The 14,453-nt window shown below is 46.4% G+C and carries 19 protein-coding genes and 1 pseudogene; 15 read left to right on the forward strand and 5 right to left on the reverse strand.

Going from position 1 to position 14,453, the window contains the following annotated elements; all coding sequences use genetic code 11:
* Positions 1-15: 15 nt before the first annotated feature.
* Positions 16-828 carry a DUF3822 family protein gene (locus CFT61_RS14030; RefSeq protein ID WP_089545024.1) on the reverse strand — a complete coding sequence of 271 codons (813 nt, stop codon included), beginning with the start codon at positions 826-828 and terminating at the stop codon, positions 16-18.
* Positions 812-1,294: a hypothetical protein gene (locus CFT61_RS14035; RefSeq protein WP_176425620.1), complete on the reverse strand. Its 483-nt coding sequence runs from the start codon at positions 1,292-1,294 to the stop codon at positions 812-814. The genes CFT61_RS14030 and CFT61_RS14035 overlap by 17 nt, the downstream gene beginning before the upstream one ends.
* Before the next feature lie 394 nt (positions 1,295-1,688).
* Here CFT61_RS14035 and CFT61_RS14040 point away from each other — a divergent pair, with 394 nt between their 5' ends.
* Both CFT61_RS14040 and CFT61_RS14045 read left to right on the forward strand, forming a co-directional pair.
* Positions 1,689-2,924, forward strand: coding sequence for a site-specific integrase (locus CFT61_RS14040; protein ID WP_089545026.1), 1,236 nt, complete (start codon positions 1,689-1,691; stop codon positions 2,922-2,924).
* 13 nt (positions 2,925-2,937) lie between these two features.
* A complete protein-coding gene (locus CFT61_RS14045) occupies positions 2,938-3,294 on the forward strand; it encodes a hypothetical protein (RefSeq protein WP_089545027.1) in 357 nt (118 codons plus the stop codon).
* Positions 3,295-3,367: 73 nt separating this feature from the next.
* Here CFT61_RS14045 and CFT61_RS14050 read toward each other — a convergent pair whose 3' ends face one another.
* Together CFT61_RS14050 and CFT61_RS14055 are read right to left on the reverse strand one after the other, a co-directional pair.
* Positions 3,368-3,670, reverse strand: coding sequence for a helix-turn-helix domain-containing protein (locus CFT61_RS14050; RefSeq protein ID WP_089545028.1), 303 nt, complete (start codon positions 3,668-3,670; stop codon positions 3,368-3,370).
* Positions 3,667-3,963 (reverse strand): helix-turn-helix domain-containing protein, encoded by a 297-nt coding sequence (locus tag CFT61_RS14055; RefSeq protein WP_089545029.1) that lies wholly within the window; start codon positions 3,961-3,963, stop codon positions 3,667-3,669. The genes CFT61_RS14050 and CFT61_RS14055 overlap by 4 nt, the downstream gene beginning before the upstream one ends.
* Positions 3,964-4,166: 203 nt before the next feature.
* Between CFT61_RS14055 and CFT61_RS14060 the strand changes: the two genes are divergently transcribed.
* The 9 genes and pseudogenes from CFT61_RS14060 to CFT61_RS17475 all read left to right on the forward strand — a co-directional run bounded on the left by CFT61_RS14060 (position 4,167) and on the right by CFT61_RS17475 (position 10,513).
* Complete coding sequence (locus CFT61_RS14060; RefSeq protein ID WP_176425621.1) at positions 4,167-4,451, forward strand: helix-turn-helix domain-containing protein; 285 nt, start codon at positions 4,167-4,169, stop codon at positions 4,449-4,451.
* 13 nt (positions 4,452-4,464) lie between these two features.
* Positions 4,465-4,812, forward strand: coding sequence for a helix-turn-helix domain-containing protein (locus tag CFT61_RS14065; protein WP_089545031.1), 348 nt, complete (start codon positions 4,465-4,467; stop codon positions 4,810-4,812).
* Between the two features lie 19 nt (positions 4,813-4,831).
* The gene (locus CFT61_RS14070; protein ID WP_089545032.1) at positions 4,832-6,490 is read left to right on the forward strand and encodes a DUF4099 domain-containing protein; all 1,659 of its coding nucleotides are present in this window, start codon (positions 4,832-4,834) and stop codon (positions 6,488-6,490) included.
* 98 nt (positions 6,491-6,588) lie between these two features.
* Positions 6,589-8,745, forward strand: coding sequence for a type IA DNA topoisomerase (locus CFT61_RS14075; RefSeq protein ID WP_089545033.1), 2,157 nt, complete (start codon positions 6,589-6,591; stop codon positions 8,743-8,745).
* Positions 8,746-8,925: 180 nt separating this feature from the next.
* The gene (locus tag CFT61_RS14080) at positions 8,926-9,375 is read left to right on the forward strand and encodes a DUF1896 family protein (RefSeq protein ID WP_089545034.1); all 450 of its coding nucleotides are present in this window, start codon (positions 8,926-8,928) and stop codon (positions 9,373-9,375) included.
* A pseudogene (locus tag CFT61_RS14085) lies at positions 9,362-9,830 on the forward strand (N-6 DNA methylase); the annotation flags it as partial. The gene CFT61_RS14080 and the pseudogene CFT61_RS14085, both read left to right, overlap by 14 nt.
* Complete coding sequence (locus CFT61_RS17060) at positions 9,816-10,016, forward strand: hypothetical protein (protein ID WP_176425616.1); 201 nt, start codon at positions 9,816-9,818, stop codon at positions 10,014-10,016. The pseudogene CFT61_RS14085 and the gene CFT61_RS17060, both read left to right, overlap by 15 nt.
* A gap of 122 nt (positions 10,017-10,138) precedes the next feature.
* The gene (locus CFT61_RS17470; RefSeq protein WP_367379346.1) at positions 10,139-10,306 is read left to right on the forward strand and encodes a Fic family protein; all 168 of its coding nucleotides are present in this window, start codon (positions 10,139-10,141) and stop codon (positions 10,304-10,306) included.
* A 24-nt stretch (positions 10,307-10,330) separates the two neighbouring features.
* Positions 10,331-10,513 carry a DNA methyltransferase gene (locus CFT61_RS17475; RefSeq protein WP_089545035.1) on the forward strand — a complete coding sequence of 61 codons (183 nt, stop codon included), beginning with the start codon at positions 10,331-10,333 and terminating at the stop codon, positions 10,511-10,513.
* Positions 10,514-10,646: 133 nt separating this feature from the next.
* On the opposite strand, the gene CFT61_RS14100 is transcribed toward CFT61_RS17475, so the two are convergent.
* Complete coding sequence (locus CFT61_RS14100; RefSeq protein ID WP_176425622.1) at positions 10,647-11,495, reverse strand: DUF6261 family protein; 849 nt, start codon at positions 11,493-11,495, stop codon at positions 10,647-10,649.
* A gap of 774 nt (positions 11,496-12,269) precedes the next feature.
* On the opposite strand from CFT61_RS14100, the gene CFT61_RS14105 reads away from it, so the two are divergent.
* The 4 genes from CFT61_RS14105 to CFT61_RS14120 are packed head-to-tail and all read left to right on the forward strand — an operon-like array spanning position 12,270 to position 14,329.
* Positions 12,270-12,458: a conjugal transfer protein TraO gene (locus tag CFT61_RS14105; protein WP_373175123.1), complete on the forward strand. Its 189-nt coding sequence runs from the start codon at positions 12,270-12,272 to the stop codon at positions 12,456-12,458.
* Between the two features lie 12 nt (positions 12,459-12,470).
* Positions 12,471-13,340 (forward strand): toprim domain-containing protein, encoded by an 870-nt coding sequence (locus tag CFT61_RS14110; RefSeq protein WP_089545037.1) that lies wholly within the window; start codon positions 12,471-12,473, stop codon positions 13,338-13,340.
* 15 nt (positions 13,341-13,355) lie between these two features.
* On the forward strand, positions 13,356-13,847 hold the full coding sequence (locus CFT61_RS14115) for a DUF3872 domain-containing protein (protein WP_437176831.1): 492 nt from the start codon (positions 13,356-13,358) through the stop codon (positions 13,845-13,847).
* Positions 13,844-14,329 carry a lysozyme gene (locus CFT61_RS14120; RefSeq protein ID WP_089545039.1) on the forward strand — a complete coding sequence of 162 codons (486 nt, stop codon included), beginning with the start codon at positions 13,844-13,846 and terminating at the stop codon, positions 14,327-14,329. Before CFT61_RS14115 ends, CFT61_RS14120 begins: the two co-directional genes overlap by 4 nt.
* The last annotated feature ends 124 nt before the right edge of the window (positions 14,330-14,453 follow it).

Raw genomic sequence — 14,453 nt, forward strand, 5'->3', positions numbered from 1 at the left:
TTTAACAATCAACTCCTACTTGCTTAAGTAGAGCGTCAGCAGATCGAACGGCATTCCCTTGATTTCCGTGATGGGCGCACGATTGAATTCGGCGCTTGGATTCAGGAGAAAAGTCTTCTTGACATAGAGCTTGGCGTTGTAGAGGAACCAATCCTTATCCGGAATATCGCCCGAAACATGCAGCTCATCCTGCATCTGCTGCAATCCCAGCTGCTTCCATACGAAGAGGATGAAGTAGAGTGCATCCTTGGCATGATCAGCCTGGAAGGAATTGTAGAACTTGAATCTGTTTTTCTCGAAACAGAAGATGTCCACCTTCTTGTCGTGGAAATACGCATAGAGCTTGTGGTAGATACCCGTGAAGCTGCGCTTGTGCAGATAGTTCCACATCGGCTGCATGATAGGAGTGAAGCGCACATCCTGGAAGTTGTCTTCTATCACCATCTTCAGATCCTTGTTGATCGGGAAAACGGCCACCACATTCAGATTCGGCTGCACCCTGTAAAGGATGGCATCGCTGTGGCTGCCCGTGAAGGCATGCTGATAGAGCACGGTGAGGTCTTCCTCGTGGAATTCCTCTATAGGTACCAGCAGGATAGGCGTATCGATATAGACACGCACCTTCTGATAGCCGCGCTGCAGGAGTTCGCTTTCGCCGAAAGCCTGTCTGAGGTTGGCTGCTATCGATACACCGCTTTTCACGGTGTAAGGTTCGTATATCAACTGGTGCTCGGCTTCGCGATCTACAACCGAGAAGCTGAGTGTATTCTTGCTCACACGGATGGTGAGTCGTGCTTGCTGTGTTCTTTTTTTACCAATTACTTGCATTGTCGTTGTCTTTGGTGATGTCTCCGATCTTTAATCCAGGAAAGTTGCCGGCATCGGAAGCTTTTTCTGTTACCTGTTGGATCGCCTCCTCGTTGAGACCATCGAGATAGTCTTCGTAGGTGGCTCCGCATTCCATCAGCGGAATCTGCTTTCCGCTTTTATGGATGATGGTAGTGGCGGCGAGCGAGAATTTCCTGCCATCGGAATAAGGGATGAGGGTATCCTCATCCTTGAGATACTTCGCCTTGATGAGGATAGCGAAATCGCCGGTATAGACTCCGTGCTTCGCCCTGTATCTTTCTTCGGCAGAACGGATGAGCATCAGTTTCTCCTTCACCTCGGCTTCGCGGTTCGCCATCTGTTTCTCGAAGATGAGAGGCTGGCTGATACTGAGAGCGCAAAGCAGCATCATGATAATGACGCAGGCGCCCAGGATGGCATTATTGTTTATTTTTCTTAATTTCATTCTCATTTCAATTAGTACTTTTGCATCTGCTTCTGCAGCTTATCTTCTGCAAAGATACAACAAAAAGTTGAAAATCAGTAATAATTAAAGCAAAATAGTTGAAAATGACTGAATTATGTCGGTGGATGGGGCTTTCCATAAAGACATCAGAAGACAGAAAAATGCCAGTCTAAGACAGACTTTCGTTACTATAACGTTACTGTTTTTTGATGATAATGAATGGGCGAAAATCACAGAATTAAGAGGCAAAAGTATCTAATAATTAGAAGATTGCCAAGAAAACTCGGAAGATTCTTTTATGCATGATTCTAATGCTTTGATTCGCTTGGATTTGCAAATGGGATAATGACTCTGTACATAGTATTTTTGCAAACAGTTAAAAAAGTAGAAAGTTATGAGCAGATCAACATTCAGAGTATTATTCTATCTGAAGCGTAATGCGCCAAAGAAGAACGGACTGATTCCAGTCATGTGCCGTATTACGGTAAACGGCAAGATTTCACAGTTCAGCTGTAAGTTGGACGTGGATGAGAAAATGTGGAGCGTGGAACTTGGTCGCATGAGTGGACGAAGCATCGTTGCGCAAGAGGCCAACCGAAAGCTGGACAAGATTCTTGTCGGCATCAATAAGGCTTATCAAGATGTATGTGATAAGGATAGCTATGTCACAGCAGAGAAAGTGCGTAATTCCTATCTTGGTATGGGGATGAACCACAAGACCCTTCTTGCAGTATTCCGTAAGCACAACGAAGACTATGCCAAGCTTGTTGGCAAGATGAAAAGCCAGCGTAGCTATTGGAAATACAGAGTGGTTTACAAGCATCTGGAGGAGTTTATCAAACAGCGTTATAAGATGGAAGACATTGCGCTTAAAGAACTCACCCCTGCATTCATCACCGATTTCGAAGTTTTTTTGCGAATAGAGAAAGGTCACTGCACCAATACTGTATGGTCGTATATGATGCCTTTCAGAAGCATCATATTTATGGCTATCAACAACGGTTGGCTTGCACGTGATCCATTCTATGCCTATCACATCAGTAAGGAGGAAACAAAGCGAGGTTTCCTGACAATGGAGGAAATAACAAAGTTGATCAACGGACAGTTTACCAAAAAGAAATACGAACTTGTCCGTGACCTATTCGTTTTCTGTTGCTTCACCGGACTGAGCTGGACAGACATGCGCAATCTGACCAAGAGCAATATTCAGACCTCTTTTGATGGACATGTGTGGATTAAGACATCGCGACAAAAGACAGGCGTGGAAAGTGATATTCGGTTACTTGAAGTAGCCAAGCATATCATTGATAAATATGAAGGATTGGCAAAAGATGACCGTTTATTGCCGGTTCCTGCTTATAGCGTATGCAAATATGATATAAAGCAAGTTGCCAAACAATGTGGTATAGAGAAGAATGTGTCCTGGCATGTCTCTCGTCATAGCTTTGCTACCTCGGTCTGTCTCTCCAATGGTGTGCCTATTGAGACACTCTCCAAGATGATGGGACACACAAGCATCAGAAGTACGCAAATCTATGCCAAGATAACCGCTCAGAAGTTGAGTGACGATATGGAAAAATTGTCACAGCGCATACAATCTGTCGAAAATATCATTTGTCAAACCATCTAATTTAATCAGCAGTATGAAAAGAAACATTATAAAGGTGAGCAACTACTCTGTCACACTCACTGGCAATAATATCTGGATGACATATTGGGAGATAGCAGAAGCATTCAATGTCATCCCTGCTTCGGTGAACAGGACAATAAAAAGAATGTTCAAAGAAAATGTCTTTTCTGAGTGTGAACATAGCAAATATATCCGATTGTCAAACGGCAACCATGCCTATGTTTACAGTCTTGATGTAGTGATAGCCATTTCTTTCAAATACAGAACCCATTATACCGATGTGTTCAGAAAATGGCTGACAGACAAAGTAAAGGAGCAGCATCCTCCAGTATTCATCAGTTTTCAGACAAAAGATCTGTATGGTTGCTGATTGTATACTGACAATAGTATAATATAGAAAAGCGGATTGTCTTCCTAAAAAGGAAGCAGTCCGCTTTTCTCGGTTATAGTTCATTTTGGTGGTTACTGTAATTACTTTCCAACAGAGCCTGAATGTCGGATTCCCGATACAGTACTTTACCTCCAATGATAAAATAAGGCAAGATAGCTGCATGTCGGTATTCCTGCAAGGTCCGCTTGCTGATGTGTAGACGGGCTGCAACATCCCTGTCTGTCAGATACATCTCGCCGTTCAACGGGAAATGACTGCATTCAGCCAGCTTGTCAGCCTTTCTCATGCTTTGTCGAATTGTTTTCAATACTTCGACAATAATCTCGTGGTCTTCATTCAATACTGTCTGTATCATACGCAGTCCGCCTCTATTGTGCCTGCACTATGCAATATGAAGTTTTCCACATCAGCAGGCTTGTAATAGAACTTTCTTCCAATCTGGGTGCATGGAAGCAAATCCTTGTCACGCAGACTCTGTAGGGATCGTTTGCTAAGGTTCAGAGCCTTACAGACGTCTTCTGAATCCATCCACTTAGCCAGACTTCTGTCTTTAGATTTCTCCAATAGGAAGTCCACCTTTCTCGTCAATGCCTTCACACTCTCCAGAAGCAAATCGAAGGTCTTTCTTTCAATGATTACTATATCCATATTTGTATACTTGTTGATTAACGAGCGCAAAGGTAAATCAGAATATTGTGAGATGGATAAAAACACGGAAATCGTGTTGCTTGTGTCGCCTTAGAAGGACACTCAGAGACAAATTCAATAAAAATCTCACGGTAGTAACGCGTAAGTACCGTGCCCGATAAATTCCTTTGCCGTACTTTTGCAGCGAACAAATGCAAAAGCGTATGGAAATCATAACAATAGACAGCTTGGCGTTCAAGGAACTGACTGGGCAAATAAGAGAGATTGCAGCGTACGTAAGAAAATATGGTACAGCAATCAGAGAAGAGAATGACACAGGAAAGGAGTACCTTACCAGTGCGGAGGTCTGCGAGATGCTTCATATCAGCAGCCGCACCCTGCAGCGCATGAGAGATGCCAAAGTTATAGGCTTTACCTTCGTAGGCAATGCGTGCCGTTTCAGACGGTCAGATATAGAGAAGTACCTCAAGGAAAGAGGAACAACATAAAAAATGGAGAAATATGGATACACTTGACAGAACAACATTTGAGAATGGTATGAGACAGCTTATGCAGAGACTTGACAAGCATGAGGCAGTTCTCAATGTCATCAACGAGTCTGGAAGGGATATGATGCAGACCATCCCTAAACTTGAAGATGAACTGCTTGACAACCAAGACCTGTGTCTCATGCTCCATGTGAGCAAGCGTACATTGCAGCGATACCGTAGTAGCGGAATGATCCCTTATCGACTATTGAAGCGTAAGCCGTACTACAAACGCTCCGATGTGGAGGATTTTATCAGAACGTATGCAAAGGAAATAAAGAAAGAAAACGACGGGAACAGAAAAGCCCGCATTTATGTATAACAATTAAATATTTACAATTATGGTACAAAAGAAAAAGAGTGATGAACAGGACGTGCTGGTAGTCCGTGACGAAAAGACGGGCGAGATCAGCGTCGTCGCCGGACTCAGCAGAGACGGCACACCGAAGCGAGCACCCGCCAAGGCGGAGAACACGCCCGACTTCCTGCGTTTTGACCGCAACAGTGACCTGATGGACAGTTTCTTTAGAAACTTCTTCCGCCAGTGCAAGGAGCCAAGCCGATTCGGATTCTACCGCATAGCGGCAGACCAGGTGGAAAACCTGCTTGACGTGATGAAGGAGTTACTGAAAGATCCGGAGGCTAACAAGGAGATTCTTTCCGCCCACAAGGTTGACACCTCCAATTATGAGAAAGAGGCAAAGCAATCGGAAGGTCAGGCGAAAGAAACCGCATCATCGGACGATGCGTCCAAGACGCAAGCTAACACAGAAAAAGAGAATGTATCATCTGAACAAACAAACGAAAAAGAGAACGACATGGAACAGAAACCAGAACAGACCGCAACCGCACAGCAGGCACAGACCGCTCCGGGTGTAAAGCAGAACCTCATCAGTGGTAACGATGTGAACCTGCAGGAACTTGGTGCCAAATATGGCATAGACTTCAACAGTATGAATGAGAAGGATATGAAAGCCCTGCTCAACTACGGCAAGACGGGGCTTGTGATTGTGAAGCCGACCTTCGGTGGTGAACAGATAGAGATACAGGCCCGTCTGTCATTCCGCAAGGACGATAACGACCAGTTGCAACTCGTGCCGCATTTCGTGCGCAACGAGCCTAAACTCGATGTCGCTTACAAAGGCTATACCTTCACTCCAGAGGACAAGAAGAACCTGTTGCAGAACGGTAACCTCGGAAAGGTTGTGGATTTCCCCGACAAGAATACAGGTGAGCTGCGTCCTCATTTCATCAGTATCGACCGTCTCACCAATGAGATTGTTGACATCCCGACCAACAAGGTGCGCATACCCGATACCATCGGCAAGACACCTATTACCAAGGACGACAAGAGGGTGCTCTACTCAGGTATTCCGCTTCGCAAGGAGATTGAGCTTGCCAACGGGCGCAAGTTCACACCGCTGCTGCAGGTGAATGTGGAACAGCGTGGCGTGGAGTTCGTGCCTGGCAGCACAAGACAGGCGCAAGGTCAGAAACAGAATGGAGACAAGAAGCAGACCGCTGACAAGCAGGAGCAGAAGGCAGAAGGTGATGCGGGCGGTCAGAAGAAGCAGCAAGATCCCAACCACTGGCTCAATGAGGACGGGACCATCCGCCGACTCAACACCTATTTCAAGAAGGAACTGACCGAGCAGCAGAAGGACGACTATGTGGCAGGCAAGACCATCGAGATCAAGGAAGTGCCCAACAAGAACGGCAGCGGTACCTATACCGCCTACGTAAAGTTCGACTTCGACAAGATGCAGCCACGTTCCTACCGCAACAATCCAGACCTCAAACAGGCGAAGGAACAGATTCCGACCAATGAGAACAAGGTACAAGTCGCCGTCAACGAGCAGGGCAAGACCCATGAGGCGACCAAGCACACCAAGGATCCGCTGAGTCCGGGACAGTCTGCGCCAAAGAACGAAAAGCAGCAGAAGGAACAGAACGCCGAGGGACAGAAGCCAAAGAGAAAGGCAAGAAGCGTGAAGATGTAGTTGCCGCCACTTGATCCACAGAGTTAATCATCCATCATAACAACCGACATCTGCGACCGTCTATCCCACGGTTGCGGATGTCACAAAAACAACAGACAATGAAGACAATCATCGCAGAGAAACCAAGCGTAGCCAAGGAAATCGCCCACATTGTAGGAGCTGACAAGCGTGAGGAAGGCTATATGCAGGGCAATGGCTATTATGTGACATGGGCTTTCGGACATTTAGTGCAGCCTGCCATGCCGGAAACCTACGGCATGAAGGGATTCCATGCAGAGAATCTGCCTGTGATTCCCGACCCGTTCGTTCTTGTTCCCCGACAAGTCAAGACAGAGAACGGCTACAAACCAGATGCAGGTGTGCTTGCCCAGATTAAAATTATCGGCAAGCTGTTTGACAGCAGTGAGCGCATTATCGTAGCAACCGATGCCGGACGTGAGGGAGAGTTGATTTTCCGATACCTCTATGCGTATCTCGGTTGCAGGAAACCTTTCGACCGTCTCTGGATCAGTTCGCTTACGGACACCGCCATCCGTGAGGGACTTCTGAACCTCAGGGATGGCAAGGGGTATGACAATCTCTATCATGCAGCCAAGGCACGAAGTGAGGCAGACTGGCTCGTCGGCATCAACGGCACACAAGCCCTGACGATAGCCGCAGGACGTGGCACCTATTCCGTAGGTCGTGTGCAGACTCCGACCCTTGGCATGGTGTGCGAACGCTATTGGGAACACAAGCGTTTCGAGTCGAAACCGTTCTGGCAGGTACACTTCGGTGTTGTTGATGCAGACAGTGGCAATATACTGAAGTTCACATCTGCCAACCGATGGGCAGACAAAGGCACCGCAACCGATATATATAATAAGGTGAAAGATATCGGTTCTGCCATCATCACAAAGGTCGCAACCAAGCGAAAGGTGGAGAAGGCACCGCTCCTTTACGACCTTACCACCTTGCAGAAAGAAGCCAACTCCCAGCATGGCTTCACGGCAGAGCATACACTCTCCATCGCCCAGAAACTCTACGAGGCAAAGTTCATCACCTATCCAAGAACATCAAGCCGCTATATTTCGGATGATGTATTTGCCACCCTCCCCAAACTCTTTAAGAATCTGGAGAATCATTCGGAATATGGAGAGAAAGTGAAACTCTTGCCTGGCAGTGAGGACTACAGCAAGAACAGCGTGAATGCAGCCAAAGTGACCGACCACCATGCCCTGCTCATCACAGAAAATGCAGCCATTGGTCTTTTCAAGGACGAGCAGATCGTTTATGACATGATATTGTGCCGGATGATTGAAGCGTTCTCGGCAGACTGCATCAAGGACATCACATCAGTATCGGCGCAAGTGGATCATGAAGTTGAGTTTGGCATCAGTGGCTCCATCATCCGACAGACTGGCTGGCGAGCGTTGTCGCTCAAGGAAAAGAACAACAGGCAGGACAAGGATGCAGACGCAACCGACAATGAGGTCAAAGAGCAAGTCATTCCCAACTGGCAAGAAGGACAGCATATCACTCTTTCTGGCTGCACCATCACGGAGGGTAAGACCAAACCAAAGCCATTGCATACGGAATCCACATTGCTTGCAGCAATGGAGACCGCAGGCAAAGAGATAGAAGATGATACGATGCGCCAGGCAATGAAGGACAGCGGTATTGGCACACCAGCTACACGTGCCGCCATCATCGAAACCCTGCTCAAACGAGAGTATATGGTGCGCCAGCAGAAGAAACTTGTGCCGACGGAAAAAGGACTCGCCCTGCATTCCGTGGTGAAGAACATGGCGATTGCCAATGTGGAGATGACGGGCAAATGGGAGGCGGAACTTGCCAAGATTGAACGAGGTGAAGCAAGTGCAGACGGGTTCACCCATAGTATCGAAGGCTATACCCGTGAAATCACTGCGGAATTGTTAGGTTGTGACAGACTTTTCAGCCACAAGGATTCCGGCTGCCAGTGTCCTAAATGCAAGCAAGGTACCATGCAGTTCTTCGGAAAGGTAGTAAGATGCAGCAACAAGGAGTGCGGTATGCCAGTGTTCAAGCAGGTAGCAGGAAAGTTGCTCACTGATGCCGACATCACCGACTTGCTCACCAAGGGCAAGACCAGAACGCTCAATGGTTTCACCAGCAAGCAAGGCAAATCATTCTCCGCAGCCATAGCCTTTGACGAGAATTTCAACACGAAATTCGTCTTTGTAGAGCGCAAAACAGCAGAAAAGCGAGGAAATGTGAAGAGATACAAGAAATAGTTTGTACCTTTGCCACCGAAACATGGTTCATAAATGGTGTCTTTATTCAGGATGCTTTTATTTACTGTGGATTAAGTGGCGGCACTCGGAGGGATACCGAGTGCCTTTTTCTTGCTTTCACACAAACACCAACCGCCATCCACGGTTCATTATTCACCACTTAATCCATTCAACAGACAGATGAACAGAAAGAAACAGGCACAGATAGAACTGTCCTATTACGGACTGTACCTCTTGAACCACCTCAGAGAGAACCGTTTTCCACAAGCCAGCGATGCGGACTTTATCCGCGAACGTGCAGACCATGCCGCAGAAGTATATGAGCAGGCACGGCGTGATGCCCTCTTTGCCGATGCGGCACAAGAACTTGCCATGTCAGCATTGCTGAAAGGTCTCCGCTTTTCCAAGTACAGCATCCTGTACGATGTTGTTGACAGTGAGTTTCCCCTGGAGGTAGCAGTAGAAGATCAGAAAGCGTTTGTCAAGTACCTCCTGCCTTTGGTTGACAACGTGTATTCCATTTACGACCTCACCGATGACGATTTTGCCCAGTCACCGGACTACGACCAGCTCTATACAGAGTTGACTGGAGCCGTAGCCCTTTTCATTGAGTCAAATGGCGTACAATAGAAAACAACGGCTGAACGACAACATCAAGGCGATAGAGACGGCATTCATCCTTGACAGGGAACAGCGCACGCCGACCGCCCGTGAGCGTCTCCTTCTGGAGCGTTATTGCGGATTCGGTGGATTGAAGTGCATCCTGAACCCTGCCAGGGAACTGGCGGATGCCGTCCATTGGGCAAAGTCAGACCTTGAATTGTTTGCTCCAACGGTGGAGCTGCATAGACTTATCCGTGAAAACAGCAAGAATGAAAGCGAGTACAAACAGTTGATGGACAGTCTGAAACAGTCCGTCCTTACGGCATTCTACACGCCGTCAGCCGTTACGGAGGCTCTGACGGATGTGTTGAAAGAGCATCAGATTATCCCCGAAAAGGTGCTTGCCATACACTGGTGTAGGTAGCGGCATCACTCGTGCTCTGGACGAAGACATCAATGTCACATTTATGAATAATGACAAGGCGCAGGAATTTGTCATCACGGTTTGGAGAGAAGAAAGTAACGAAGTCGAGAAAAAAAGTAACCAAGTCGAGGGGAAAAGTAACCAAGTCGGTAACCAAGTCGAACAAAAAAGTAACGAAGTCGAGGAAAAAGTAACCAAGTCCAAGACTCTGACATTCGACTTAGACACTCTGACACTGACTTAGCCACCGACCATGACACTTTTGTCGAAGACCATGACACTATACATAGTTACCATGACACTAACCATGACACTAAAAGAGTGCCATTGACGAATAAACAGAAGGATATAGTAAACTTCTGTAGCGTGCCAAGAACAAGTAGGGAAATTTTGGAAAGAGCCGGTGTTGTCTATCATACAAAAAATATAGCCAAATACATCACATCCCTTGTTGCAGCAGGGTATTTGCAGATGACTAATCCAGATAATCCTACGGCAAGTAATCAAAAATACAAGAAAGTAAACAAAAGATAAGAAGCGTATGGATTCATTATTGAAATGTCATCTGATAAAAACGATGTGGTTTGGGATCCATTTGGCGGATTGTTTACAACTGCCGTAGCTTGCTATAATCTACAACGCTCATGTTTTACTTCCGAAATAACACCAGAGGTTTTCGAGGAAGGTAAAAAACGTGTAGAACTACTTGTTTCCCAACAACAATTGCAATTCGCTAATTAAAGTTTCATCATCAGAAGAAGTGAGGATGCGACTCCACTCCTTGATGGTCTTACCATTGAATTTTACGAAAAGCCCAATCTTTCCAGCTTGTAGATTTTGGAAAGATTGGAGCTGTTTATATTTTGCTATACTACTATAGCCCGACATAGTCATTATCCCCATCAGAAGACGAGCTTCCACCTGATGAAGAACTACCACTTGATGAACCTGAGTCTGACGATGAACTTCCACTTGGGGTACTGCTGCCAGAATCCGCAGAAGAACTACCCGAAGTAGAAGGAGCGGAAGACTTCTGACCAAGTACCTCACGCTTGTAATGAGTAATTTCGGTGTTCACATAGTCAATGAAAGCCGTATAATCCTTTTCGCCATAGACGAGGGCAAGAGCGTTCACCATCTTCACCAATGCACGGTAAGCGTTATCACTTGCTGTGCGAGCAGTCTTCAAAGCTCCGACAGATACGCCCATCTTCTCGTTAGTACGTTGCAAAGTAAGTGTTCTTACACGCTCGTTGGCTTCCTTCATGTTGGTAACAAATGCTGTCAAGCCCAACTTGGCAACCTGTGCAGAATATTTGTTCTCAAGGTCTGTGATAAAGTTCACCAAAAGACCGGTCTCCTTGTCGAGTTGGTCGGCGGTGTTAATCTTGTAGTCCTTGATGTGCTGTGCGAGAACCTTTGCAGCCTGTGCCATGTCTGCGATAGGCATAGCAAGGAATGCTTCAACGGCTTTCTTGTAGCCAGCATAGAGTGCGTCACGGTCGTTGTCTGCCTTGGCGATGTCATCGGTCAAAAGACTCTTCTGCGAAACTTTCAGAACTTCGTCCTCTGTTGAGACGGCAGTCTTGAAATTACTTACTTGGTCAGCAGCCTTGCTCTTTACAGCACTGTCTGACTCAACACGTGCAAGAATGTTACTTACGAACGTGAAATGCGCACCATTATTCATGCGTGGCAAACTGATGTCATTTATTTCCTTCATAATCATTGGAATTAAGTTCGACATTTAGATTTTTGCGTTGTCGGTTTCCCGATTGCGAATGCGAATATACAAAAATAATCGCTAAAATGGGAACAAATGAATAAAAATCGGATGAAATTGCGAAATAAAACCTACTTTTTAACGGTTGTTATACCATTGGCGCACGTTTATTGTAGAACTGGAATTGCAAATGCTGTAAGAAACGCCGTTTCTTGCTCTTGTTAGTTCTGATTGGGGTAAGAAACTTGCATCAATATCTCCGTTAGCATTTGAATGTAGAAAGAAACGCAAAACAAGACCTTAGTTGAATCCCAAAATGACAAGAAACGTGCGTCGATACCTCCAACAGAGGTTAAAAGTAGCGAGAAATGCTAAATAAAAGCACCAACAACCATCAAAAGTAGAAATAAACGCTAAATAATTCGTCCAACGGCTCCCTAAATGGCAAGAAACGCAAAACAATGCCCACTTTTTTCTTCTGGTAAGGTATTGTTTAGCGTTTCTTTCTATTTTGGGACTCAAACGAAGAAATTGTTTAGCGTTTCCTGATACATAGGCATCAAAATTACCCCACAGTTACCCCATAGTTGTCATATAGCTACCCCACAGCTCACTTTTCTTTGTGCCTTGCCCCAACAAGTACCCTACAAGCACCCAACAAGTAACCCTACAAGCTACCCAACAAGTTGACAGGTAAGAAGTCGTAGGGCGTTTTGACTTTTTACAAGCGCAAGGTGAAGCATATCGGCAGCAAGCGTTTCGGCATCCAGTACCTTGGACGGAGCGACCTTGCAGAACAAGGGAGCACTTATCTATGGTGGTGCCGTGGCATTGGAAACGGAAATATACCTGTCGGATGCTATAGCTTTGACCGCTTCCGTTAAGGAAAGGCTTGTTTGGGGCAACAGCACGGGACATTTCCACACGCAGTTTGGCATCGGCATGAAGTTCATCATCAACTAAAACAGTGAGCCTATGGACATCAATGAAATCAAACAAGTGCCTATTGTGGACTTTCTCTATATTCTCTGCATTGAGCCTGTCAAACACAAGGCTTCGGGACTTTGGTATCATGCGCCATACCGCAATGACCGCAATCCTTCGCTTCGGGTATCAACGGACAAGAATGTCTGGTATGACTATGGCGTCGCCAGAGGTGGTGACATCTTCAACCTCGCAGGGGAGTTCATCAACAGCAATGAGTTTGTGGCACAAGCCAAGTTCATATCTGAAACGCTTGGTGGCAGTTTCCCGACATCGTTTCCGCATCATCAAAGAATAGCGGAAAAGGCTGTGAAGGCGAAAGGCAATCCCTTTAGTGATATTGTGGAAAAGCCATTGAGCCATCCTGCACTTCGGCAATACTTGCGTGAGCGTGGCATATCGGCTGACGTGGCGAGCCGTTTCTGCTGTCAGGTGGAATACCGATACAATGGCAAACAGTTCTTTGCTGTCGGTTTTAAGAACAACAGCGGCGGCTACGAGATACGCAACCGCTTCTTCAAAGGTTGCGTGTCGCCAAAGGACATCACTCTCATTGGCAGGAACAGCAATGTCTGCCATCTGTACGAGGGTTTTATGGATTACCTCTCTGCCGTAATTCTCGGCATAGGTCGTGGTGAGGATCATATTATCCTCAACTCGGTGGCTAATATGCAAAAGGTGCATCATCTTTTAGATGGCTATGCACAAGTGTACTGTCATTTGGACAATGACGAAGCTGGCGAGAATGCCTGTGTCGAACTGCAAAAGCGATATGGCGATAAGGTCATTGACCATTCGCACCTATACACTGGCTACAAGGACTTGAACGAGTATCTGATGACCCATAAGACAAGAAAGTAACAATCATTCAAAAACATCAAGACAATGAAGAAGAACAATAAAATCAAGAAATCAGTGAGCATGTTGGCATTCCTTTTCGTGTGTGCCGTGTCGGTACTCCTTTCATCGTGCAGCGATGAGCTGGACATTCAGCAGTCGTATCCGTTCAAGGTGGAGACGATGCCTGTGCCAAAGGACATTGTGCGTGGACAGACCGTTGAAATCCGCTGCGAGTTGAAGGCGGAGGGAAAGTTTGACGGCACCATCTATACTATCCGCTATTTTCAGCATGACGGAAAAGGTTCGCTGAGAATGGAGAACGGAACGGTGTTCCAGCCAAACGACCGCTATCTGTTGGAGAACGAGAAGTTCCGTCTTTACTATACCTCGGCAAGCACGGAGACACAGACGCTGACCGTGGTGGTGGAGGACAACTTCGGCAAGTCATACGAAATGGAGTTCAGTTTCAACGATACTGACGAGGAGGAAGAGTTTGCGAGAAGTGCCAACAAACTCGGTAGCGTATGAGGTTGATGATATTGTTAGCCTTGCTTCTTGTGTCGGGCAGCTTGTCTGCCCAGACGCAAGGGGCGATAAAGCGAGTTTGTCATGTGTCACGTTTTGAGTTGGCTGTCGCCTGCATCAAGAAGTACGAGGGTCTGCATGGACCGAAGCATCATCCTTATGTCGGATATGGGCACAAGCTGTTGCCTGGCGAACGGTTTTCTCCAAAAATGACGGAACGGCAAGCCGATGCCTTGCTGCGCTCTGACCTCAGAAAGCTCTGCGCCATGTTTCGTGGTTTCGGTCGTGACTCGCTGCTATTGGCTGCACTTGCCTACAATGTGGGGTGTGGAAAGGTGATGAAAAGCCGGATGTATGCCAAGATGCGAAGTGGCAACAGAAACATCTATCGTGATTATGTGGACTTCAAAAGGTGGAACGGAAAGACAGTGCCTTCCATCGAGCGAAGAAGAAAAATGGAGTATCTGCTCTTGTTTACTCCATAGTAATAAGGTTTTATAAAAATAGGACAGTCCTTTTGATTGGGGGCTGTCCTTTGTTTTTTTGCAAGCATCGCAGATAAGGGCAAGACGGTTTCTTTGCCACTTTCTTTTCCGCTCCTCGGCTCAA

It is taken from the genome of Segatella copri (genome assembly GCF_002224675.1).
Lineage (GTDB): Bacteria > Bacteroidota > Bacteroidia > Bacteroidales > Bacteroidaceae > Prevotella > Prevotella copri_U.

Coding starts and splice junctions, on each gene's coding strand:
- CFT61_RS14030 (WP_089545024.1), bottom strand. CDS start 828: ATGCAAGTAATTGGTAAAAAAAGAACACAGCAAGCACGACTCACCATC.
- CFT61_RS14035 (WP_176425620.1), bottom strand. CDS start 1,294: ATGAAATTAAGAAAAATAAACAATAATGCCATCCTGGGCGCCTGCGTC.
- CFT61_RS14040 (WP_089545026.1), top strand. CDS start 1,689: ATGAGCAGATCAACATTCAGAGTATTATTCTATCTGAAGCGTAATGCG.
- CFT61_RS14045 (WP_089545027.1), top strand. CDS start 2,938: ATGAAAAGAAACATTATAAAGGTGAGCAACTACTCTGTCACACTCACT.
- CFT61_RS14050 (WP_089545028.1), bottom strand. CDS start 3,670: ATGATACAGACAGTATTGAATGAAGACCACGAGATTATTGTCGAAGTA.
- CFT61_RS14055 (WP_089545029.1), bottom strand. CDS start 3,963: ATGGATATAGTAATCATTGAAAGAAAGACCTTCGATTTGCTTCTGGAG.
- CFT61_RS14060 (WP_176425621.1), top strand. CDS start 4,167: ATGGAAATCATAACAATAGACAGCTTGGCGTTCAAGGAACTGACTGGG.
- CFT61_RS14065 (WP_089545031.1), top strand. CDS start 4,465: ATGGATACACTTGACAGAACAACATTTGAGAATGGTATGAGACAGCTT.
- CFT61_RS14070 (WP_089545032.1), top strand. CDS start 4,832: ATGGTACAAAAGAAAAAGAGTGATGAACAGGACGTGCTGGTAGTCCGT.
- CFT61_RS14075 (WP_089545033.1), top strand. CDS start 6,589: ATGAAGACAATCATCGCAGAGAAACCAAGCGTAGCCAAGGAAATCGCC.
- CFT61_RS14080 (WP_089545034.1), top strand. CDS start 8,926: ATGAACAGAAAGAAACAGGCACAGATAGAACTGTCCTATTACGGACTG.
- CFT61_RS17060 (WP_176425616.1), top strand. CDS start 9,816: ATGAATAATGACAAGGCGCAGGAATTTGTCATCACGGTTTGGAGAGAA.
- CFT61_RS17475 (WP_089545035.1), top strand. CDS start 10,331: ATGTCATCTGATAAAAACGATGTGGTTTGGGATCCATTTGGCGGATTG.
- CFT61_RS14100 (WP_176425622.1), bottom strand. CDS start 11,495: ATGAAGGAAATAAATGACATCAGTTTGCCACGCATGAATAATGGTGCG.
- CFT61_RS14110 (WP_089545037.1), top strand. CDS start 12,471: ATGGACATCAATGAAATCAAACAAGTGCCTATTGTGGACTTTCTCTAT.
- CFT61_RS14120 (WP_089545039.1), top strand. CDS start 13,844: ATGAGGTTGATGATATTGTTAGCCTTGCTTCTTGTGTCGGGCAGCTTG.